The organism is Moritella sp. 5 (assembly GCF_018219455.1).
In the GTDB taxonomy this organism is placed as follows: Bacteria; Pseudomonadota; Gammaproteobacteria; order Enterobacterales; family Moritellaceae; genus Moritella.
In genome coordinates this window covers 3757402-3779264 of the sequence record NZ_CP056122.1, presented here as the reverse complement: position 1 = coordinate 3779264, position 21863 = coordinate 3757402, and the positions used below count along the sequence as shown (strand labels likewise).

Sequence of the window (21863 nt, the reverse complement as noted above, 5' to 3'; positions counted from 1 at the left end):
CGTGATTAATCATCTACCAAGGTAGATGTTAACGCATCTTACATTCTCTCTCATCCGGACTTAGCCATACATGATATGTATGTACATTACCGTCGGCTCTGGACTAGGCTATGGGGCATAGCGTTCACCAGATCTGCTGACCCTAAGTGACTTATGTTTATTAAATCAGAAGACTTTATAAACATAAGTCACTTAGGCGCTCGCGGGCTGAAATAGGTGACGAATAAATCGACCGCCTGATTATTACCGCCGGTGGGGAATTACACCCCGCCCTGAGAATTTAATCGATTAATGATCATGTGATCACCGTCGACAAGGTTATGTTGCCTTGATTTGAGATAAATAACAAGTGTTTAAAGTGATGGTTAGTTTAGCGCTTACGTGAGATGATTAGCCGCCTGCGAGTTTTACTGTGTAGCCTTTTTTCTCTAAAAATTCTTTTGCCATGTCACGCTGATCACCTTGGATTTCGATGATGAAATCTTTGACACTGCCACCAACACCGCTTTTCTTTTTCAACTCTTTCGCTAGCGCTTTTAATTCTTTTTCAGGTAATGCTATACCGCTAATCGTCGTCGCGCCTTTACCTTTACGGCCTTTGGTTTCGCGGCGAATACGTACAATGCCATCACCTTCAGGTGCCGTTTCAACGTGTTTTTCTTCTTTAATACGGCCGCTTTCGGTTGAGAAAACCATGCGGATATTGTCATCGAAATGCATATCAATACTCATTAACAGTCAATAAAAGGGATTATACCAATCCGAATAAATAGATTATTACTTATTTAACGCATTGGTATCATCAGCAATGCTGAGTAGGGGATTATAGCAAATAAAAGTAAAAATGATAACGCTAGAAATGAGCCCGCCCTAAACTGTATTGGTGAGTTTAAGGCGGATTATTTATTCTGAAATTATGCTAGCTATTATCATATTCATGAATGATATGATTGAGCAGGCTACCTTCCAATAGCGCTTTTCGGACTAACGCTACACCGGCCATAGAGGGTTCATTTTGAAACTGTGCTTCGTTAATCACTACGTTTGGTACAAAACTACCTAAAGCATGTTGTTGTACACTGTGTTCAATAATCGGGAAGATTAATTCTTTTGCTGCGACAATCTCGCCCTTGATTAACAATTTTTGTGGATTGAACAAGTTAACGATGATTGCGATTGCTTGACCGAGTAATTTACTCACGCGTTGTAATACTTGTACGGCTAATTCGTCACCGCTATTTGCGGCACTACAGATGCCTTCGATAGTTAAGCCTTCGATCGTGAGGCTGGTTTCGTGACCTTGATTAATTAACCCTGTTATCTGTTTAAGGATCGCTTCATTAGAGGCTATCGTTTCTAAACAACCATGGCTGCCACAATGACAAGGTAAACCGAGAGGATCAATGCGAATATGTCCTATTTCACCTACTTGATTATTGTGGTTGGTAAAGATTTTACCGTTATTAATGATACCTGAACCAACACCATCATGAACGGACAGTAACACACTGTCTTGGCAATCTTGCGCTGCACCAAAGTACAACTCAGCTAATGACAGTGATTGGGTGTGGTTGGCAATATACGTGGGAACACTAAACTTTTTGGTGAGTAGGCTTCCGAGTGGGATATCTTTTAGATTGTGTTTTGGTAGATACACAATGGTACCTGATTCACGGTCGATCAAACCGGGTGATGTCACTGCAATGGCGATCAAACGTTGTAAATCAGTATTGATATTAGCGTCGATGAAATCGGCAATCTGTGCTAATAAAAATGGGATCACATTGTTGTCTGGTGCAGTGTCTAAAGCAACACGGTAAGTCGTGAGCTTAGTCCCTGCAATATCATGCAATGCGATGGTTAAATTATTACGACCAAGTTTACCACTTACAAAGACAAATTTTTCTATCTCGCAGGTCAGTGATATCGCTGGTCGACCACCTGTCGAGGCTTGCTGTGCAATTTCTTTAATTAACCCTGCCGCCATTAATTGACGTGCCATCTTCGTAATACTTGCAGGCGCTAGCTCGCTTAGTTTTGCTAAAGCGACACGTGAGATTTGCTTTTGTTCATCGATAAGGCGATAAACAGAAGCGGTATTTACTTGTTTAATAAATTCAATATTGGCGACTGGGCTATGTTTCATAATTAGAAGCTTTTCACTTTTCCGTTTACAATCGTTTTGATAACGGTGAAGTCGGCATTGAAGGCTGTTAAATTCGCAACTTTGCCTTTTGCAATGCTACCAAGTTTATCTGCTACACCAATTGCTTTTGCTGGGTATAGGTTTGCCATACGTAGTGTTTCTGCCAGCGGTAAGCCAACATATTTCACTGTATTTTCAACTGCTTCGATCATCGTTAATGCTGAACCGCCTAGTGTACCATCGGCACCAACACATTTACCATCACGATAGAACACTTCTGTGCCAACAAAGTCAAAAGATTCGATGTTGGCCCCCGCTGGCGCGACGGCATCAGTCACTAAGACTAATTTTTCGCCCATTAACTTATGGCTCATGCGTACATTCGCGTAATCGACATGGTGGCCATCAACGATAATACCGGCGTAAACCTCTTTATGATCGTAAATTGCGCCAACAACACCTGGATCACGACCCGTAATTGAGCTCATGGCATTAAACAAATGCGTCGCAAAACGCGCACCAGCTTCAAAACCTTGCATGCATTCGGTGTACGTTGCGTTCGTGTGGCCAACTGATACTAATACGTCTGCTGCGGTTAACTGTGCAATGTGTGCCGCGTCAGTATTTTCTGGTGCTAAGGTTACTTTGCTGATTACTGCACTATTGGTACAGATATGGTCGATCATCGTTTGTTCACTGCGACGAATAAGATTAATACTGTGAATACCTTTCTTCGCTGTAGACAGGTAAGGACCTTCTAAATGCAAGCCGAGTGCTTGGTTGCTGTGTTTTTCTAAATACGCCGTCATCGTATCAATCGCAGACTTCATTTCTGTGTCGGTAGCCGTGATCAATGTTGGCAAGTAGCTAGTACAGCCAAAGCGCTCGTTGGTTTGTTGCATGATTTCAAGGGTGTTAATACTGATATCCGTATTAAACAATACACCACCGCAACCATTGAGTTGTAAATCAATAAAACCAGCAGTTAAGCTTGCACCGGCAAGGTCAATACGTTCGATATCTGCTGGGCAATCTGCGACAGCAACTAGGTCATGAATGTATTCACCATCGACAATTACACAGTGCTCAGTTAACACACTGTCGTTTGTGTAGATAGTACAATTAGTGAGTGCATACATGGGCTTACTCCGCAATAAAGCTTTGAATGTTTTCTGCTTCTAGCTCTTTAAAGTAGCGTACAGTTTTCACTTTTAATTCCATCGTTGCTGGTTCGTCACAAGCAATGATTGATTTAGGGTGTAACTGTAGCGCAGAGATTGTCCAAAGGTGGTTAACACTACCTTCGACAGCCGCTTCAAGTGCTTGGGCTTTATTATGACCAGTGATTAACACTAAGATTTCTTGTGAGTCTAATAGTGTGCCTACGCCAACGGTAAGCGCGAGTCTTGGCACTTGGCTAATATCGTTATCGAAGAAACGTGAATTAGCAATACGCGTGTCTTCTGTTAGTGTTTTGATGCGAGTGCGTGAAGCCAGTGATGAAGCTGGTTCGTTAAATGCGATGTGACCATCAACGCCAACGCCACCCATGAATAGGTTAATTTGACCGTAGCTCTTAATTTTGTCTTCATAACGCTGGCATTCAGCATCCAGATCGTCAGCATTACCATTCAGTAAGTTAACGTTTTTATCTTGAATGTTTACGTGATTGAAAAAGTTGCTGTACATGAATGTGCGGTAGCTTTCTGGGTGATCTTTATCTATACCTACATATTCATCCATGTTGAAAGTAACAACGTGTTCAAAGCTAACTTCACCAGTTTGGTGTAACTTGATTAGCTCTTTATAGGTTGTTAGAGGAGTTCCGCCAGTTGGTAGACCTAATACAAACGGCTTGTCTGCAGTTGGGTTGAATGCGTTAATCTTGTTAGCGATGTAAGCAGCGCTCCAGCGACCAACTTGAGCAGGGGTAAGTAAAGGAATTAATCTCATGCGTTACTCTCTATAATTTTTTAATGGTAATTGATACTTTTTTTAAATTGTAAATTAAGTTTTAGGATCCAGCCATCAAAACTTGTCTTTTTATGCTCAAATGGTTGAAATAGATCACACTGTAATGAATTAAAGGTGAATTACGTTTGTCATTCAATCGTTCTTACTTTACATTACGAAATAAGTTATGGCGTAAGTAAAAAGTCTGTTCTTTTAATGGAATTTGAACAGTTTCATAACAAGAACAAAACATTGATTTGGATTTAAACTTAAATAAGGATAATGGCTGTATGTTTAGCTATTTACAAAAAATCGGTCGAGCACTGATGGTTCCTGTAGCAGTGCTACCTGCTGCTGCTATATTAATGGGTATTGGTTATTGGATTGATCCAGTTGCTTGGGGTGGTGACAATATATTTGCTGCATTCTTTATCAAATCAGGCGGCGCTATTATTGATAATATGGCCCTTCTATTTGCTGTCGGTGTTGCTTACGGCATGTCAAAAGATAAAGACGGTTCAGCGGCACTTGCTGGACTTGTTGGCTTCTTAGTCGTAACCACATTGCTTTCACCGGCTGCAGTAGCTGCAATCCAAGGTGTGGATGTTGATCAGGTTTCCGCTGCATTTGCTAAAATTCAAAACCCGTTTATTGGTATTCTAGTGGGTGTTATTTCAGCTGAATTGTATAACCGTTTCAGTGAAGTTGAATTACCAAAAGCCCTCACGTTCTTCAGTGGTCGTCGTCTTGTTCCTATCGTAACATCTTTTGTTATGATGGGGGCTTCATTCGTGCTTATGTATGTATGGCCAATGATTTTTGATGGTTTAGTGGGTTTCGGTATTGGCATTAAAGATATGGGACCAGCGGGTGCGGGTCTTTATGGGTTCTTTAACCGTCTGCTTATTCCTGTTGGTCTTCACCATGCATTAAGCTCTGTATTCTGGTTTGACGTAGCAGGTATTAACGATATACCTAACTTTTTAGCAGGTTCTAAATCAATCGCAGAAGGCACGGCTGTACCGGGTGTGACAGGCATGTATCAAGCTGGTTTCTTCCCAATTATGATGTTCGGTCTATTAGGTGCGGCATTGGCTTTCATTCATACTGCTAAACCTGAAAATAAAGCAAGCGTTACCTCAATCATGATGGCTGCTGGCTTTGCGGCATTCTTCACGGGCGTTACAGAACCAATTGAATTTTCATTCATGTTTGTTGCCCCTGTACTATATGTAATACATGCACTGCTAACGGGTCTCTCGCTATTCATAGCTGCCTCGATGCATTGGATGGCCGGTTTTGGTTTCAGTGCGGGTCTGGTTGACTTAGTATTGTCTTCAGGTAATCCATTAGCAACACAATGGTATATGTTACTTGTTCAAGGTGCTGCATTCTTCGTAATCTACTACGTAACATTCCGTACTATCATTGTTAAGTTTGACCTTAAAACACCGGGTCGTGAAGACGCTGGTGACGAAGCGGCTGCTCCTGCTAAAGCGGGTAAAGCTTCACATGCTGACGTTGCAGGTAAAGTTTTAGAATTGGTAGGCGGCAAAGATAATCTTGTCCATATTGATAATTGTGCGACACGTTTACGTCTTGAAGTTAAAGACTCTAGCCTAGTCAATGATGCTGAACTTAAGCGCCATGTTCCGGGTGTAATCAAGCCAAGTAAAACAGCAGTACAGGTTGTGGTTGGCCCACAGGTTGAGTTTGTTGCGAACGAACTTAAAAAATTAGTGTAATTATTGTTTACGACTTGCTAGTTCGTTATTTTATTCATGAGTTACATACTATTGATTAACGAATTAGTAATTGTGCTTTAATTTAAGAATCAAGTTTAAAGAAAGTATGGCAGTAAATGTCATGCTTTTTTTTTGCCTCGATTATACTGTCCTATTTTCTGTTATTACGGTTCTTAACTGCACTCCAGATTTTCCTTATCTAACCCTTTATAAAAGCCATTTAGCCATTCTATATACTTATAATTGCATTATTGATAGAATTAAATATTAAATATTGCATGCTGATCACCTTTTTTGTCGTTAAATGCAACCAAAGTGTGACGTGTGTTAACTATTCATCAGCAGTAAGGTATAAAATGCGAACTAAAAATCTCATCGAATTAAGCGGTGTCGCTTTTTCTGACTCGGATAAAAATACGTTTAGACGTCGTAAGTTCCGCTGGTTTTATCGCTTGAAGTTTGTATTACAAGCACTTGCATATCGTTCTCATTTCCATAAACTACAAGCGGCAATCAAAGCACCTTACCTTGATTTATTATTAGAACAGCACCCTAAGTATTTACAAAAAATATTTCGTCCTTACGTCGATATCACGAATGGGACTGTTGAACGAATTAATCTGATTTGTGAGCACTATGATTTTATTACTGAACAGTTACCGGAAAAAACGGCTCTCACTATGTACAGTTCAGCGCAAGGGTTAGAAGTCACCCGATTTCTTGTTGGTGAGCAAGAGTATAGTGTTTCACTTGGCTATTGTGCAAAGAATCACAAAGAAGGTGATTTGGGTTTAAAGTTACTCGATGAGACTGGCAACGTTTTCTATGCGCTCACCTTCAGTGTGAGTGATAATATTGGTGAAGGTAGAACGATAATAGTGGGTGGCTTACAAGGCCCTAAGAGTTCGCCAGAAATAAATGAACGTATCAAATACTTTACTAAGCAGCATCACGGGCAAAGACCCAAGGACATGATGATTAAGATGCTTACCATCATTGCCAATGTTTGGGATGTAAAGCGTCTTTTACTAGTCAATAACAAAGCTCATATATACCAATGCAACCGATATAAAAAGAAAACCGTCACTTCTAATTATGATGCGCATTGGGAATCATTGGGTGCCGAAAAATATAATGAAAGCCTTTATGAATTAAGTCCTCTAGAAATACGCAAAAATCTAGAAGACATTAAACGTACTAAACGCGCGATGTACCGTAAACGATACGAATGGCTGGATGCATTAGCGGAAGAAATCGCACGTAAACTGGCACTGTCTAAGGTGACGTAGACGATAGAATCACTGAACTAAACATCTTCTAACTAAAATCGAGAGCATATTTGTTATGCTCTCGATTTTAGTTTTTTCAACTGTGCCTAATAAGATCTAATACCTGCTGATAAGGATAGGCTTGCAGCGCGGCAAAATTACTGATCTTCTTCGCTTTCATTTTCATAAATAACGGTGTACTTATACCGGATAAGAAACGCGTGATTAATACTGGCGTAGGTTGTTTGTCGCAAGCATTAATAAACGCTTGGCTTAGTTCGACAACGTGCTCTATCGATAGTGGGGGCATGCTGGGTGGTTGCGGCAATTGTGCAATACGTCCCTGACAGACAGAGCAAGTACCGCATTTTTCTGGCGCATTCTCATCACCAAAGTAGGTTGATAAACCTTTACTCAAGCATTGTGAACTCTGAATATATTGGCCTACCGCATGCACTCGTTTTATTTCACTTTGTTCTTTATGCGAAAATTGTTGATGCAGAGTTTCGGCTAATTGCTGACTATCAAAACGTGAATTCAATATCTGATATACATCAGTCATTAACTTGCTTTCAAGGACGATATTATTGCGTTCATGTAAAAATTCTAACGCGGTGATCACACGGCTCCGCTGTTCTTGATAACCTTCACTCATTCGTTCAAAGTTAACTGTTGCCCAAGTTCGTTTCGCTGGTGATGCGTTAAATATTTCTTCAATAAACACGCGTTTTTCATCAGTGAACTGGCTGAGTATTTGCGCCGGATCTTTCAAAAATTTAAAGCGGTACTCGGCAAAATACGAATACAGTGGCTTGATGATGCCTTGCATTTCTAAATACACCAGTAAGGTTTTTAATGGGGCTTGGCGCAAGTTACTGCTCATCGATAACCCGTATAAAGTATGTTCCCATTCAGTCCCGGCGGCTTGGATCTCGGCAAGTACCGTTTCAATGCCATTGAGCTCGGGAGTATCACCGTAAACAAAGTTTTCGAGAATACTTTGGTTATCTAGATTCGCCAATACTAAGCATTGTGAATCATTACCGTCACGACCCGCACGGCCAATCTCCTGACTGTAGTTTTCGATGGATTTAGGTAAATCAAAATGCACTACGTTACGGATGTTGCTTTTATCGATACCCATCCCGAAGGCGATGGTTGCAACAATACAGTCGATGCCATTACGCATGAAGTTTTGCTGTACTTCTTCGCGTATCTCGGTGGGCATGCCTGCGTGATAAGCCACGGCTTCAATACCTGTTTGTTGCAGGGCACTGGCTAGTTCTTCTGCGGTTTTTTGCAAGGTGACATAGACAATGGATGCTTGTCCGGCCTTTTTACCTAGCCAACGAGTTAGCGCATGTAGTTTTTTGTCTTGGGCAATAGGGTGCATTAATAAGCTAAGGTTAGCGCGATGAAAACCAGTTTGTATAATATCTTCTGGCTTGATATTAAACTTAGTTTCCATGTCTTTAATCACCGCAGGTGTCGCAGTTGCCGTTAATAATAAAGCTTGTTTAATGTTTAGCTCTTTTTGGTACTGCGGCAGTTTCAAGTAATCGGGGCGGAAGTTGTGTCCCCATTCTGAAATACAGTGGGCTTCATCGATCACCAATAATGAAATCGGTACTTGCTTGATGAATTTACGAAAGCGCTCATTCTTCAAGCGTTCAACCGAGATCATTAAGATCTTTACTTTGCCCTCACGAACTTTTGACATGGTATCTCTGACTTCATCGACTGACATGCTCGAATCAATTTTAGCCGCCGCGACGTTATGTTTCTTTAAAAACAATAGCTGATCTTGGATTAGGGCTAATAAAGGTGAAATGACCAAGGTTAAATGAGGTAAGTGTAAGGCTGATACCTGATAGCATAATGATTTACCTGAGCCAGTTGGAAAGATTGCTGCACTTGAATTGCCACTGACAATACTGTTAATGACAGCTTCTTGGCCTTCTCTAAATTGATCATAGCCAAAATAGTGTTGTAACGTCTGGTGCAGCATATCTGTCTCTCGTATTATGAAACCAAAGGGCGGTTGAGCAGGGGAGTATATAGTTTTTTATTGAAAAAGTGATCCTGTAGATGAGGATAAAACAGTGGCAATGCTATATTTTTAACAGTCAATCACGATATTACAGGGTGCATTATGAAGTATAACCAACAATTTGGTGCTAGTTTACTATCAATTTTTTCGTTATTTTCTGATGTGCGAGATTACGCGACATTTATTGGCAATTAACATGGGCGCAAAACTGGCATTTTAGACTATCCTCAATTAATGTTTTGACACTATTATATGGATTTAATCATGACGTTAACAAAAAAGCTGGCTGCTGAGTTTATTGGTACATTTTGGTTAGTTCTAGGCGGTTGTGGTAGTGCTGTGTTAGCCGCTGCATTTCCAGATGTCGGTATCGGATTATTAGGAGTGTCACTGGCATTTGGTTTGACCGTATTAACCATGGCGTTTGCGATTGGGCATATCTCGGGTTGTCATCTAAACCCTGCTGTTTCAATCGGGCTTTGGTCTGGCGGTCGTTTCTCTGCTGCAGAGCTTGGGCCTTATATTTTTGCGCAAGTATTAGGGGGTATTGCCGGAGCTGCAATCTTATATCTGATCGCAAGTGGTCAAGCAGGTTTTGATGCTTCTGCTGGTTTTGCATCAAACGGCTATGGTGAACATTCTCCAGGTGGTTATACGTTAGTCGCGGCATTAGTGACAGAAATCGTCATGACGTTTATGTTCTTAATCATCATCCTGGGGGCAACGGATAAACGTGCGCCACAAGGATTTGCACCGATTGCAATTGGTCTTAGTTTAACCTTGATCCACTTAATAACTATTCCTGTCACCAATACCTCGGTTAATCCTGCTCGTAGTACTGGTGTGGCTATTTTTCAAGGTGATTGGGCTGTGTCGCAGCTATGGTTATTTTGGGTCGCACCGATTGTTGGCGCTATCTTAGCGGGTATTGTGTATCGCTGGTTTGAAAGCGAAGATACAGCTTAGATATCTATTTGGTCTATGATCTATGCTTTAACGGGCACTGATGTTTTCGCTGTTACTCGCCTTGAAATCACGATGGTTATTAACCCCGCCGTAATGCCCCATAATGCCGAGCCAATATGCCACAAGGTAAAATCAGATGCGGTGACTAAAAAGGTCATTAGTGCTGCTTCTTTATAAGGCGATTCAATAAAAGCCTGTTGTAAGCTACTGCCAATCGTAGAGAAGAGGGCAATCCCGGCTAATGCATATATTAATGCTGACGGCATGGCTTGAAATAAGGTCATGAGGCTAAATGCACAAACTCCCATTAACAAATAGAACGCTCCCGCACTCACCGCAGCCCAATAACGTTTTTTAGGATCGTTGTCGACTTCTTCTGACATACAGATTGCCGCTGTGATCGCCGCTAAATTAATACCGAAGCCTCCAAATGGTGCAATAAGCATATTTGTCATGCCTGTTACCGTCATTAATTTAGATACCGGCGCGTGATAACCATGGGCTTTTAAAATAGCGATACCGGGCATGTTTTGAGTCGCCATCGTGACCAGAAATAAGGGTAAACCGATATTGATTAACGCGGCTAAACTCCATTCAGGTTCAATATAAATAAGTTGTCCGAAACTCCATTCTAAATCTGGTACGACAAAGAGTCCTTGTATCGACGCGGATGTCATCCCCACTATTAAAATCGCGAGCATGGCAAATCGCGGTATAAATGATTTACAGACTAAGTAGGTAATAAGCATCAGCCCGACAAGCAGTGGGGACTCGTTCATAACATTAAATACATCGATGCCAAACGACAGTAAGATCCCAGCCAGCATGGCACTGGCGATTTGTAAGGGCACGCGATTCATTAACTTCTCAAATAACCCGGATATACCTGACAGTGCGATTAAGCAGGCTGAGAAAATGAAGGCTGCGACAGCTTCGTTAATGCTAAAGCCTTGGGTACTGGTGATTAATAGTGCTGCACCGGGTGTCGACCATGCGATTAACAGAGGGGTGCGGTAATAGAGTGATAGGCCAATAGAGGAGAGCCCCATACCAAGCCCCAACGCAAAGACCCAACTTGATATCATTACCAAGTCTGCTCCTAGATTTGAAGCCGCTTGGTATATTAAAGCGATAGAGCTGGTAAAGCCGATTAAAGAAGCAATAAACCCCATGTTTATTCTATTTAAAATTGTGCTGGTCATTGTCACCGCTTCTCCAATTATCGATTTCGTGATAAAGTCTTTGTGCGTAATAACGCACGATACATCTCGATAAAGTAACACTGTATGTTATAACGCACAAGTTTCATTTTTATAAAAACTTTTACAACGAAAGTGATTACAAACAGAGTTATCACAAAGGACATTATTATCAATATTCATGCATCTTTAGGCTCGCGTCTTAAAACTGCGCGTAGTAAAAAAGGCTGGAGTTTAGACAAAACCAGTCAATACACTGGCGTATCAAAAGCCATGCTAGGCCAAATTGAGCGCGGTGAATCAAGCCCAACCGTGGTGCGATTATGGAATATTGCCAATGGTTTTGAGTTACCACTTTCTTACTTTTTGACTGATTTTGCACAAACACAGCCAGCCAATAAACCGATAAATAAATTGGACAATAGTGAGCAAGATATTCACATCGTGACACTATTTCCTTATGACGCACTGACTAAGATTGAAGTATTCCAGATCACGTTAGATCCACAGCGATCGCATATTTCGGCACCGCATAATACGGGTGTGGTCGAGCATATTATTGCCGTTGATGGGGCAATGGAATATTTTTTAACGCTGACTCCCGCTGGCATTGAACAGGAATGGCATATTTTGAAGCAAGGGGAGAGTGTTAAGTTTAATGCTGACCAGCAGCACGGTTACCGTAATATGACGGGAAAGCCTGTGACAATCCACAATATTATTAGTTATACCCAAGCCTAATTAAGCTGAGATGGCGCGAACCATAGCCGAGTGTCTGCCTTCGACATTTGCCTGCTATCTTGTCTAGAAAATATCTTCTTTTCTTCCGCCTAGATCAAGGCCGCTCTCTTTTTTATGCAATATTGTCGTATTTACCTTGTTTGAGGTATTAATAAATCCTAGTATGGGGATATATTAATTATTTAGGGCGAGAGAAAAATGTTCACATTAAATGTTGATCCAGACTTACAATTAGCGATTGTGCAGCCGTCATTCGCTCGTCGTTATTTAGATATTGTTACGGCGGAACGTGCGTATTTATCAAAATGGCTACCGTGGGCGACTAATGCTAATAATGAAGCCTTCTTTCTTGAGTTTGTCCGTAAATCCTTGCAAGGATATGCAGAAGGTAAGTCGATGAGTTGTGCGTTGGTTTATCAGCATACCGTGGTGGGTAGTATCAGTTTTAACCATATTGATCAAGATCTTAAAAAAGTTGTGGTTGGCTATTGGTTAAGTGAGAAATACCAAGGCATGGGCATAGTGACGAAAGCGGTGAGTTTTTTAATTGAATACGCATTCTCTGAGTTAAGCATGGACAAAGTCGAGATATGTGCCGCTGTCGACAATATCGCAAGTCGTCGGGTATGCGAACGTTTGAATATGGCGTTAGAAGGCATTATTAGTAACGCTGAAAACGTTAATGGCGAGATAGTCGATCATGCGATTTACGGTATTCACCGTACAGATCTACGTTAAAATCATCAGATTAATACATGATTAAAGACAGAGACAGAGACAAAGAGAAAGTAAAGGAACCTAGGTTGAACAATTATTTTGAAAGCCCGTTTGTGGGTAAATCGCTAAAAGAACAGGTGACAAACCCAAATATTATTGTTGGTGAACACAGTTATTATTCTGGCTATTATCATAATCATAGCTTTGATGATTGCGCGCGTTATTTATTACCTGATCGCACTGACGTTGATAAGCTAATTATCGGCAGTTACTGTTCTATTGGTTCGGGTGCAGTGTTTATGATGGCGGGTAATCAAGGCCATCGACATCAGTGGGTCAGCACTTTTCCGTTCTTCTATCAAGGTAATGAAAACTTTGCAGATGCAAAAGACGGCTTTCAACGTGCAGGTGATACTGTGATTGGTAATGACGTTTGGATTGGCACCGAAGCGATGATCATGAGTGGTGTTAGAGTGGGTGACGGTGCTATTATTGCCAGCCGCGCTGTGGTGACGAAGGACGTTAAACCTTATTCTATCGTCGGAGCAAACCCAGCTAAACACATTCGTTATCGTTTTACCGAGCAGCAAATTGCGATATTACTCGAGATCCAATGGTGGACGTGGACGGAAGAACTGCTGAAAGGTGCAATGCCGTTTATGTGTTCAGAAGATATCGACGGATTACACCGTTATTGGCAAAACCAAGTTCGTAGTTAGGGATACTTATTATATGGAGATAACGGAGATAACGGAGATATGGAAATAGCAGCTTACTCACCGCAATATTTACCGGCTTTACGTGCGCTTTATATGGCATCAAGGACATCTACTTTTACTTGGCTGGAATGCAGTGGCTATCAGTTAACGGACTTTGATACGGATACTACCGATGAAGCTATTTATTTAGCCGTTACTGGTGATAAGGTTCTGGGGTTTATTAGCGTTGATGAACCGGACAATTTCATCCATCACTTGTTTGTTGCCGATGATGCGCAGGGTATGGGCGTTGGTTCTAAATTACTCACTATGCTGACAGAGCTGAATGGTCGACCGCAGACGTTGAAATGCATGGTCAAGAATGAAAACGCCAAGCAGTTTTATCTTGCTAAAGGGTTTGTTGAGATAGGTAAGGGTACTGGGACTGTGGGAGATTATTTAGTGTTACGAAATAAATAAGCAGGCCATTGACCTGCTTATTCATTATTACTCGTTTAAAGCGAGCTTCTAACTAACACGTTTTTCACTTACTTTATCTACCAGATACAATATCGAGCGATATTCAATACCACTGTGCTCTGATAAACCAATCTCACAAGTACGGCTATTCGAATAACCTTCACTGCAATTACTCGGTACTTGACGTGCTAATGGTGACAAGGCCGATGCGTTAAGCTCTGGCGTAGTAAAGCCTTTATCACCAGCAAAACCACAACATTGAATATCTTCTGGAATAATCACTTGTTGTGCACAAGCACGACTGACTTTTTCCATTACACCCGCTAAACCTTGCTTACGTGAGGTACAGGTAATATGCAACATCACAGGCTCTGGTTGCGGGATAATATCAACATGCTGCATCACGAACTCAGCCACAAAGCGGAATGGTTCATAAATCGAGATGTCTTTGGTCATCAGCTCAATACTGGTACTCGCACACGGGCTAGTATCCATTAATATCGGTAATTTACCTTGCTCTGATGCTTCCCATAATGCGGCTTCTAACTGCGCTGATTTGCTCAAGGCAGTATCCACAAAACCTTTACTCTTATACGGCATACCACAGCATTTTTCTGATAACTTGCTTGGCATAACTACTTCGATACCAGCTTTTTGTAATACAGCTTGCGTCACTTCAGCAAGTGGGCGGTTATCCATGGCATTCTTCGCAGTGCCCATATTACGTGCTGCACAACTTGGGAAGTAGACGACTTTTTTATGCGCCAGACCATCACTTGCTAATAACTTCACTTTACCTGCTGCTTTCGGCATGCTCGGCGTCCATAATGGTACTGCGCCGCCACTGAGTTTACGGGTGGTTTTGGTCACAGTACGCATTGCCTTGGACCCTAAAACAGTATGAATACCGTTAGCCACACTAAGTCCAGCTTGTGTGGCAGTGGTTAACCCTGCAAAGTGATCGCTACTCCAACGCGCGATAACATTGGCGATTGGGGAGTGTTGTTGGCGTAACTTACGGATCAGGTCACCAGTATTAATATCCACAGGGCAGCGCTCTGCACATAAACCTGTTGCGGCGCAGGTATCAATACCTAAATATTTAAATGATTTCTCTAATTCGGCCAGACGTGATGGGTCGTCTTGGCTACGCTGTAAGCGGCTGATCTCACGGTATACGGTATTACGTTGTCGGGGCGTTAACGATAATTCTCGTGACGGGCAAACCGGTTCACAGAAACCACATTCAATACACTTATCAATAATATCATCTGCTGCTGGCATGATTTTTAAATCGGTGATGTGGCTATTTTTATTATCATTTAAGATCACGCCAGGGTTTAAAATCCCTGTTTTATCAAAGATGCGTTTGATCTCTTGCATCAAGGCATAACCTTCGCTGCCCCATTCAAGCTCGACATACGGAGCCATGTTACGGCCGGTACCATGTTCGGCTTTTAATGAACCTTGATATTCGACTGCGACTAACTGGGCCACATCGTCCATGAAACCACTGTAACGATTAATCTCTTTTTCTGTTTCGAATGCTTGGGTAAATACAAAGTGTAAATTACCTGCTAACGCATGACCAAAGATGATTGCTTCATCATAATGGTATTTTTTAAATAGGATCTCTAAGTCACGTACCGCTGCGGCCAATTGTTCAATAGGGAAGGCAACATCTTCGATGATTACGGTTGTACCCACTTCACGTACCGCGCCCACTGCGGGGAATAGCTCTTTACGGATTGCCCATAATTGATTATAGATCTTGGTATCGGTACTAAACTCAACCGCTTCAGTAGGATTGAATTGATTAATCAAAGTGCTGATTTCAGCGATTTGTTGATTTAACGATGTTTCGTTTTCAGCGTGGATTTCAACCAATAATGCTGCGGCTTCGGTATTATGTTCAGCGGCAAGTTGGGTAATAAAGTCTGGCATACCAGGTTTGTCTGCAACTGAATTTAAGGCGCGGTTATCCATTAACTCTACAGCTGCAATGCTGGTGTTAGCAAGTGCGCTTACGGCTAAACAGGTTTGTTCAATATCGGCAAACAAATACAGACCTGTGGCTTTAAAGCTATGATCGATTACCGTATTATAAGTAACGTCGGCAATGAAGCCTAATGTGCCTTCCGAGCCAATAAACAAATGCTGTAATATATCAATTGGATCGCTGTAATCGGTTAATGAGTTAAGGCTATAACCAGTGGTGTTTTTAAGGCGATATTTGTGGCTGATCTTGTCTGCCAATGCGGTATTGTCTTTACATGCTTGCGCTAGTTTAGTCAGATCATCAAGCATCTCGCTATGACTCATTTTAAACTGTGCAACACTGTAATTGTCTAAGGTATTCAGTACCGTACCGTCGGCTAGTACAACTGTCATACCGGCTAAGGTTTGGTAACTGTTTTGCGCAGTACCACAACACATACCTGATGAATTGTTTGCAGCAATACCACCAATTTTACAGGTGTTGATAGAGGCTGGATCTGGACCGATCTTACGTTGGTAAGGGGCTAAGATCTTATTCGCTTCGGCTCCGATAATGCCTGGTTGTAACCAGATCTGTTCGCCGTTGTTTAATACTTTATGTTCGCGCCAATCAGAGGTAAGCATGATCAGTACTGAATCTGACAAGGCTTGTCCTGATAAGCTAGTGCCTGCTGCGCGGAAGGTCACTGGGATCGCCATGTCATAGCAAGTCTTAATTACCAATACCACTTCGTCTAAATTAGCGAGTTGTAAGATCAATTTTGGGATTAAACGATAAAAACTGGCATCCGTACCGTAAGCTAGGGTGAGCGTCGGGTCGGTGATAATACGCTTTTCATCAATGGACTGGCGTAATTTGCTAATCAGTATGTGGTAAGGGTCAGACATTGCAGGCTCCTAATAACGCGGCTATGTTATTTTTATTTTATTGTTAATTTGCCACATTATGTTTGTTTAATTTTGTAATGATGCGGTTTAGACAAATCACTTATGTGATCTTAGATATAGTACCGAACTAACACTGTTTGATATACTAGCCCGATTACACATGACTGTTTCATAAAGTGGACCAATAATGCGAAGTACCGACGATTTTTTAATTTTTTATCACCTAATCGAACAAGGTTCTTTTAGTAAAGCGGCTGATATTGTTGGTTTAACTAAGTCTGTGGTGAGTAAACACATTACCCGTTTAGAAAAAGAAATGGGTGTGCAGCTGATCTTTCGTACCACGCGTAAATTAACGCTAACGGAAGCCGGTAAAGTATTTTTTGAACATGCCAGAACCATTTACCAATCGGTGCAAGGTGCGGTCGATGCGATGAATGGGTTAGGGGATAGCTTATCTGGTTCTATTCGGTTAACCGTACCTACAGTGTCTGGTGAAATTATTTTAGCCGAAGCAATTGCTGATTTTAGTGCAAGTTATCCCGATATTCATGTGCATATGGACTTAGATAATAGCTTTGTTGATTTAATTGATAATAACTTTGACTTGGCAATTCGTACTGGCGCATTACAAGATTCGAGCTACATTGCCCGCCGTCTAGTACAAGCACAATGGGTGATCTGCGCATCACCAGCCTATTTAGCTAAAAACGGCATACCGAAGCGCCCGCAAGATTTAGACAAGTATAATTGTTTAGCCTACAGCCATCAGGAAAGTGGCGCGAATGAGTGGTTGTTTAAAGGCCGTGAAGTAGACTACAGCGTGAAAATATCAGGTAACTTCAGTACCAATAACTCTGCCGCCTTACGCAAAGCCGCGTTATTCAATTTAGGCTTGATATACGTGCCTAAAGTGCTGGTGGCCGATGATTTACAAGCCGGAGCCTTGGTTGAAGTATTGCCAAAACAGGTGGCTAAGTCGTTAGGTATTTATGCCATTTACCCGTATACCAAACTTCAACCGTTAAAAGTGAAGCTATTTATTGAGCATATTTACCAGTTTTATCAACGCCAAGCAGATAACTTTAGTTAAGCGTTGACGAACGATCAACAGAATATATGCAAACAAAAAAATAAGAAAACAGCAAGGATGATAACGATGCTTAAATACAGTGAGATGTTACTTGATCGTGCATCTAATCAACGCAAAAGCCCCGAATGGCTAGCGATTCAAAAGAATAACAATAGCCGTTGGGTATTGACCCATTCTGATCAAAACTATTTTAAGCAAGCGGATAACGCGCCGTCATTTTTAATGCTTGAGGCTGTCCAGCACCTTGATTTAGAGGCAGCTGTGTTTTTAGGGGTTGATGAAAGTAATGATAATACACCTTATTTTGCGTTGGATTTAACCCATACTGATGACGCGTTATTCGCTCCTTTATTGGTAGAAGGTGAGTTTGGCGACTTGCGTAAAGTTGCGGTGATACTGGATAACCAATCGGCTTCATTATTGGCACTGGCGCGTGGTTTAGGTTTTTGGCATCGTTCGCATTGTTTTTGTGGGCGCTGTGGCAGTGCTAATAAATCGGTATCTGCAGGGCATGCACGATTATGTACCAATCCAGATTGTCAGCATCAAACATTTCCACGTACCGATCCTGCGGTGATCATGATTGTGCGAAAGCAGTTTCCTGATGGTATTGAACGTTGCCTGTTAGGTCGCCAAGTCGAATGGCCAGAAGGCGTTTACTCGACCTTGGCGGGTTTTGTTGATCCCGGTGAAACATTAGAAACTGCTGTTGCCAGAGAAGTACAAGAAGAGTCGGGTATTCGCGTTACCAATGTGCAGTACTTAGCCTCACAACCTTGGCCATTTCCATCATCTATTATGCTCGGTTTTATTGCTGACGCCAGCAGTGATGATATTCAGGTTGATAAGCATGAAATAGATGACGCCCGCTGGTTTTCCCGTACTGAATTACAATCTTTTGGTGATTGGGGCGATGATACTCCCGGTTTTAAAGTACCAAGAATTGATTCTATTTCGCGTTATTTAATTGATCACTGGGTTAGTTTAGGGGATTGATTTTTGTTGTTGTGGGTTAATAGCACATAGCCTATGCCGTCTATTCGTGTAATAAGCATTTGAACTGGTTAAAGAATGTAAAGAAACTTGTGGTAAAATATGACTTAAAGTCATAATTGAGACTGGCAAATTAAAAGAAGCACATTTATTAAACGTGCTAGCGGAATTTGTATCGCTCCAGCTGCGTACTAATTGTCGATGCTTCTATTGGTTTCATAGTCTTTACCGTAGAAGAAAATAATAAATCCTTTATGTAAAATCCCACTTATTTGCAGTAAGTGGGATTCTTACTCTCGCTAAAATAATGTATTTCCCTACACGATATAATGGCATTGCAACCATTGTTACTGATTTTATCAAAACGCTTTATTTTGATTTCACCCTCAATCAATTCTGTGTCGCCTAAGGTCGCCGCTTTTCTCTGAGTCATCCCAGATACTAGGGATGGACGATTATCTGGTATTTTTACGAGTTACGGAGCATTGGGTTAATCCATATACTATCGCAAGCAAGGCTAAATACGCGTGCTATAGCTGAGGGTATTAATGACGCTCATAGATAGCGACGGCGTAAACTTGCTTTTAATCAGCGATTTAAAAAAGTTATTTAACTATTGACTAAACAAAATTGGAATTGTTCATGACAAAAATAAATAAAGCATTATCTCTCACATTAGCAGCTATTGTATCTATGCCAACTCTTGCAGAGAGCGTAAATACCGACGATTTTTCTTTTGGAGGACGTGTTGAAGCTAGGGGCGTGCTTGCAGACAGCGATTTTTCAGATGCATCTCGTGTTCGTTTAAACGGTCAAGGTAAACATCAAATCAATGATGATGTAACGGCGGTTGGTAAATTTGAATTTGAATTAACACAAGATAACGATACCGCTGATACGACAAACCAAACTAAGACTCGTTATTTATACGTTGGTGCTGAAACAGCTTACGGTACAGTAACATACGGTACTCAAGATAATGCTGTTACCTATCTGACTAATTTCACTGATATGGCTGAATTCTTTAGTGGTTATACAAACGAGAACATTACAGCCAGTGGCGACAGAGCAGAAGATACTATTCTTTATAGCGTGACCAAAGGTGATTTTAAATTTAATGCATCAGCTAACCTCAAAGCTACGGAAAATGGCGGTGGTGTGATGGTTGCTTATCAATTACTTCCAAATATTGAAGTGAGTGCTGGTTATGCGGCCACAGAAGGTTTTGAGAAAAGTTCATCTAAGATAGTAGGTATTGATGAGACAGAATCATCAGATGTATACATGCTCGGTGCTCGCTATACTAAAGATGGATTTTTACTTGCTGGCTTAGTACAAGGTGGTAGCTATGGTGGTTCTGACTTCAATGCTGTTGATGCATATGCCGCTTATGCATTTGGTGAAAACAATGTGAATGTTTCATATAACTACTACAGTGTCGATGATACAAACGAGTTAGATATTAACTTCGTTGCATTTGAATATGCCCGCTATATTGGTGACGTAGCAGCATATGCGAGTTATAAAGTTGCACTAAATACGGATACTTCAGCTGGACATGGTAATAATAACAGTGCAGATGAATTTGTACTGGGTGCTCGTTACTCTTTTTAAGCATGTGATTAATCATTCGAATTAACAGCTTCTGTCGGTTTCTTAGTCTTTACCGGAGAAGAGAATAATAAATCCTTTATGTAAAATCCCGCTTATTTGCAGTAAGTGGGATTTTTTTGATCGTTTAATATCGGTATTACTGTAACATCCCTCCACAACCGAACCCTATAAAGCTGATATTTGGAAGTAGTACTCAAGATATGCTCGAGATTGAATATGCTATTGGTGAAATTAAAACGTCGATGTTTGTCGTAGAGGATTACGTTTTATCGCTTGTGACTAAGCAGTGGATAAAAGCGCGAGATCTTAATGTGGGTGACAACATAGCCGCCTGCGATGGAACTACTGCTGAGATCGTCCACATCAATAAAACCGAAAATTTACACTCTTGTCCCGATTTAAAAGTCATTCACAATCATAATTATTTTGTAACTAAAGGGGGCCTTTCTACGCATGAAAAAATCAGTGATAACGCCCCAATAGATCTACTTGAATCAATCCCGTATCAGTTGGCAAATAAACCGTCTAATTTTCCTGATGGTACACCAACGGGTGATCATGCTGGCCCTTGGGCTGCTGCTAGATATTTAAACTGCGATGCCAGTGAAGAAGTTATCGGCTGGGGTCGTGCAAGTGACCATATGTGTGCAGAAGATGCCGCGATAAGTGATTTGAGACATAAGCTGGAGGATGCTATCGGGTTACATCGAGGTAATGTCCAAATTTCACATGCCTATGTGAGAAAGTATACTCGCAAGGGTCGCTTCGTGAACAAAATGAGCCCTTGTACTCACTGCCGAGATAATTATGGCAGCTCGCTAAATGACCTCACCATGGGAACGAGCAATGTAGCTAAAGAAGGCCGAGGGTATTTGGCTCCTGTAGATAACTAAGGCTAATTTAAAATATTCACAGCTTAAGAGGTGGTCGAAATCGTTCGGCTATTTATCTTGAACTTAACTTATCTTAGTTGGCTTATTCTCGGATATCTGACTGTTTGCTTACAAAGCCTTACAGTAATTTCCCTCATACCTCTAGATAATAGCGCCATAAAGCAAATTTAAGCGTGTAATTAATTATTCACGTTAACAGCTTCTGTCGGTTTCTTAGTCTTTACCGGAGAAGAAAATAATAAATCCTTTATGTAAAATCCCGCTTATTTGCAGTAAGTGGGATTTTTTGATCGTTTAATATCGGTATTACTGTAATCCCCCCGCGAACCACTGGAAAAAATTCCGTATCAGTTGGCTAATAAATATTCCAGCCACCATAACAAGTTGATTGTTTAAATTTAATAGCAAATAACAGGCTTTA

Annotated in this window: 18 protein-coding genes and 1 riboswitch; of the genes, 11 read left to right on the top strand and 7 right to left on the bottom strand. The window is 41.2% G+C overall.

The annotated features are described in order from the left end of the window. Positions 1-38: 38 nt before the first annotated feature. Positions 39-284: riboswitch (FMN riboswitch) on the bottom strand. 106 nt (positions 285-390) lie between these two features. The 4 genes from yciH to nagB all read right to left on the bottom strand — a co-directional run bounded on the left by yciH (position 391) and on the right by nagB (position 4099). After that, entirely contained in the window at positions 391-732 is a 342-nt protein-coding gene (gene yciH, locus HWV01_RS16765) for a stress response translation initiation inhibitor YciH (protein ID WP_249185352.1), read from the bottom strand. Positions 733-919: 187 nt separating this feature from the next. Further along, positions 920-2146 carry an ROK family protein gene (locus HWV01_RS16760; protein WP_211672627.1) on the bottom strand — a complete coding sequence of 409 codons (1227 nt, stop codon included), beginning with the start codon at positions 2144-2146 and terminating at the stop codon, positions 920-922. Positions 2147-2148: 2 nt separating this feature from the next. Continuing rightward, positions 2149-3285 carry an N-acetylglucosamine-6-phosphate deacetylase gene (nagA, locus tag HWV01_RS16755; protein ID WP_211672626.1) on the bottom strand — a complete coding sequence of 379 codons (1137 nt, stop codon included), beginning with the start codon at positions 3283-3285 and terminating at the stop codon, positions 2149-2151. A gap of 4 nt (positions 3286-3289) precedes the next feature. Beyond that, the gene (nagB, locus tag HWV01_RS16750) at positions 3290-4099 is read right to left on the bottom strand and encodes a glucosamine-6-phosphate deaminase (protein WP_211672625.1); all 810 of its coding nucleotides are present in this window, start codon (positions 4097-4099) and stop codon (positions 3290-3292) included. 290 nt (positions 4100-4389) lie between these two features. Here nagB and nagE point away from each other — a divergent pair, with 290 nt between their 5' ends. Both nagE and HWV01_RS16740 read left to right on the top strand, forming a co-directional pair. Further along, entirely contained in the window at positions 4390-5844 is a 1455-nt protein-coding gene (nagE, locus tag HWV01_RS16745) for an N-acetylglucosamine-specific PTS transporter subunit IIBC (RefSeq protein WP_211672624.1), read from the top strand. 356 nt (positions 5845-6200) lie between these two features. Then, complete coding sequence (locus HWV01_RS16740; RefSeq protein ID WP_211672623.1) at positions 6201-7133, top strand: VirK/YbjX family protein; 933 nt, start codon at positions 6201-6203, stop codon at positions 7131-7133. A gap of 76 nt (positions 7134-7209) precedes the next feature. Here the strand turns inward: HWV01_RS16740 and HWV01_RS16735 are convergent, their stop codons facing one another. Further along, positions 7210-9120, bottom strand: a complete 1911-nt coding sequence (locus tag HWV01_RS16735) for an ATP-dependent DNA helicase RecQ (protein ID WP_211672622.1) — start codon at positions 9118-9120, stop codon at positions 7210-7212. A 306-nt stretch (positions 9121-9426) separates the two neighbouring features. On the opposite strand from HWV01_RS16735, the gene aqpZ reads away from it, so the two are divergent. Then, positions 9427-10128 carry an aquaporin Z gene (aqpZ, locus tag HWV01_RS16730; RefSeq protein ID WP_211672621.1) on the top strand — a complete coding sequence of 234 codons (702 nt, stop codon included), beginning with the start codon at positions 9427-9429 and terminating at the stop codon, positions 10126-10128. 20 nt (positions 10129-10148) lie between these two features. On the opposite strand, the gene HWV01_RS16725 is transcribed toward aqpZ, so the two are convergent. After that, a complete protein-coding gene (locus HWV01_RS16725) occupies positions 10149-11330 on the bottom strand; it encodes a benzoate/H(+) symporter BenE family transporter (RefSeq protein ID WP_211672620.1) in 1182 nt (393 codons plus the stop codon). A 132-nt stretch (positions 11331-11462) separates the two neighbouring features. Here HWV01_RS16725 and HWV01_RS16720 point away from each other — a divergent pair, with 132 nt between their 5' ends. From HWV01_RS16720 to HWV01_RS16705, 4 genes are all read left to right on the top strand, one after another. After that, a complete protein-coding gene (locus tag HWV01_RS16720) occupies positions 11463-12068 on the top strand; it encodes a helix-turn-helix domain-containing protein (protein ID WP_249185351.1) in 606 nt (201 codons plus the stop codon). A 198-nt stretch (positions 12069-12266) separates the two neighbouring features. After that, positions 12267-12806 (top strand): GNAT family N-acetyltransferase, encoded by a 540-nt coding sequence (locus HWV01_RS16715; protein WP_211672619.1) that lies wholly within the window; start codon positions 12267-12269, stop codon positions 12804-12806. A gap of 65 nt (positions 12807-12871) precedes the next feature. Beyond that, positions 12872-13504, top strand: a complete 633-nt coding sequence (catB, locus tag HWV01_RS16710; RefSeq protein WP_211672618.1) for a type B chloramphenicol O-acetyltransferase — start codon at positions 12872-12874, stop codon at positions 13502-13504. 39 nt (positions 13505-13543) lie between these two features. Next, positions 13544-13963, top strand: coding sequence for a GNAT family N-acetyltransferase (locus tag HWV01_RS16705; RefSeq protein ID WP_211672617.1), 420 nt, complete (start codon positions 13544-13546; stop codon positions 13961-13963). A gap of 48 nt (positions 13964-14011) precedes the next feature. Here the strand turns inward: HWV01_RS16705 and HWV01_RS16700 are convergent, their stop codons facing one another. Next, the gene (locus tag HWV01_RS16700; protein WP_211672616.1) at positions 14012-16849 is read right to left on the bottom strand and encodes an FAD-binding and (Fe-S)-binding domain-containing protein; all 2838 of its coding nucleotides are present in this window, start codon (positions 16847-16849) and stop codon (positions 14012-14014) included. Between the two features lie 187 nt (positions 16850-17036). Between HWV01_RS16700 and HWV01_RS16695 the strand changes: the two genes are divergently transcribed. From HWV01_RS16695 to HWV01_RS16680, 4 genes are all read left to right on the top strand, one after another. Beyond that, complete coding sequence (locus HWV01_RS16695) at positions 17037-17942, top strand: LysR family transcriptional regulator (protein WP_211672615.1); 906 nt, start codon at positions 17037-17039, stop codon at positions 17940-17942. A 66-nt stretch (positions 17943-18008) separates the two neighbouring features. Next, positions 18009-18938, top strand: a complete 930-nt coding sequence (gene nudC, locus HWV01_RS16690) for an NAD(+) diphosphatase (protein WP_211672614.1) — start codon at positions 18009-18011, stop codon at positions 18936-18938. Positions 18939-19577: 639 nt separating this feature from the next. After that, positions 19578-20549, top strand: a complete 972-nt coding sequence (locus HWV01_RS16685) for a porin (RefSeq protein WP_211672613.1) — start codon at positions 19578-19580, stop codon at positions 20547-20549. A gap of 200 nt (positions 20550-20749) precedes the next feature. Then, entirely contained in the window at positions 20750-21442 is a 693-nt protein-coding gene (locus HWV01_RS16680; protein ID WP_211672612.1) for a hypothetical protein, read from the top strand. Positions 21443-21863: the final 421 nt, after the last annotated feature.

What these genes read in the sequence shown, in the direction of transcription:
- HWV01_RS16715 (WP_211672619.1), top strand. Translation starts at nt 12,267, where the DNA reads ATGTTCACATTAAATGTTGATCCAGACTTACAATTAGCGATTGTGCAG.
- HWV01_RS16760 (WP_211672627.1), bottom strand. Translation starts at nt 2,146, where the DNA reads ATGAAACATAGCCCAGTCGCCAATATTGAATTTATTAAACAAGTAAAT.
- nagE (WP_211672624.1), top strand. Translation starts at nt 4,390, where the DNA reads ATGTTTAGCTATTTACAAAAAATCGGTCGAGCACTGATGGTTCCTGTA.
- nagA (WP_211672626.1), bottom strand. Translation starts at nt 3,285, where the DNA reads ATGTATGCACTCACTAATTGTACTATCTACACAAACGACAGTGTGTTA.
- HWV01_RS16735 (WP_211672622.1), bottom strand. Translation starts at nt 9,120, where the DNA reads ATGCTGCACCAGACGTTACAACACTATTTTGGCTATGATCAATTTAGA.
- HWV01_RS16705 (WP_211672617.1), top strand. Translation starts at nt 13,544, where the DNA reads ATGGAAATAGCAGCTTACTCACCGCAATATTTACCGGCTTTACGTGCG.
- HWV01_RS16685 (WP_211672613.1), top strand. Translation starts at nt 19,578, where the DNA reads ATGACAAAAATAAATAAAGCATTATCTCTCACATTAGCAGCTATTGTA.
- HWV01_RS16740 (WP_211672623.1), top strand. Translation starts at nt 6,201, where the DNA reads ATGCGAACTAAAAATCTCATCGAATTAAGCGGTGTCGCTTTTTCTGAC.
- yciH (WP_249185352.1), bottom strand. Translation starts at nt 732, where the DNA reads ATGAGTATTGATATGCATTTCGATGACAATATCCGCATGGTTTTCTCA.
- HWV01_RS16725 (WP_211672620.1), bottom strand. Translation starts at nt 11,330, where the DNA reads ATGACCAGCACAATTTTAAATAGAATAAACATGGGGTTTATTGCTTCT.
- nudC (WP_211672614.1), top strand. Translation starts at nt 18,009, where the DNA reads ATGCTTAAATACAGTGAGATGTTACTTGATCGTGCATCTAATCAACGC.
- HWV01_RS16695 (WP_211672615.1), top strand. Translation starts at nt 17,037, where the DNA reads ATGCGAAGTACCGACGATTTTTTAATTTTTTATCACCTAATCGAACAA.
- aqpZ (WP_211672621.1), top strand. Translation starts at nt 9,427, where the DNA reads ATGACGTTAACAAAAAAGCTGGCTGCTGAGTTTATTGGTACATTTTGG.
- HWV01_RS16680 (WP_211672612.1), top strand. Translation starts at nt 20,750, where the DNA reads ATGCTCGAGATTGAATATGCTATTGGTGAAATTAAAACGTCGATGTTT.
- nagB (WP_211672625.1), bottom strand. Translation starts at nt 4,099, where the DNA reads ATGAGATTAATTCCTTTACTTACCCCTGCTCAAGTTGGTCGCTGGAGC.
- HWV01_RS16700 (WP_211672616.1), bottom strand. Translation starts at nt 16,849, where the DNA reads ATGTCTGACCCTTACCACATACTGATTAGCAAATTACGCCAGTCCATT.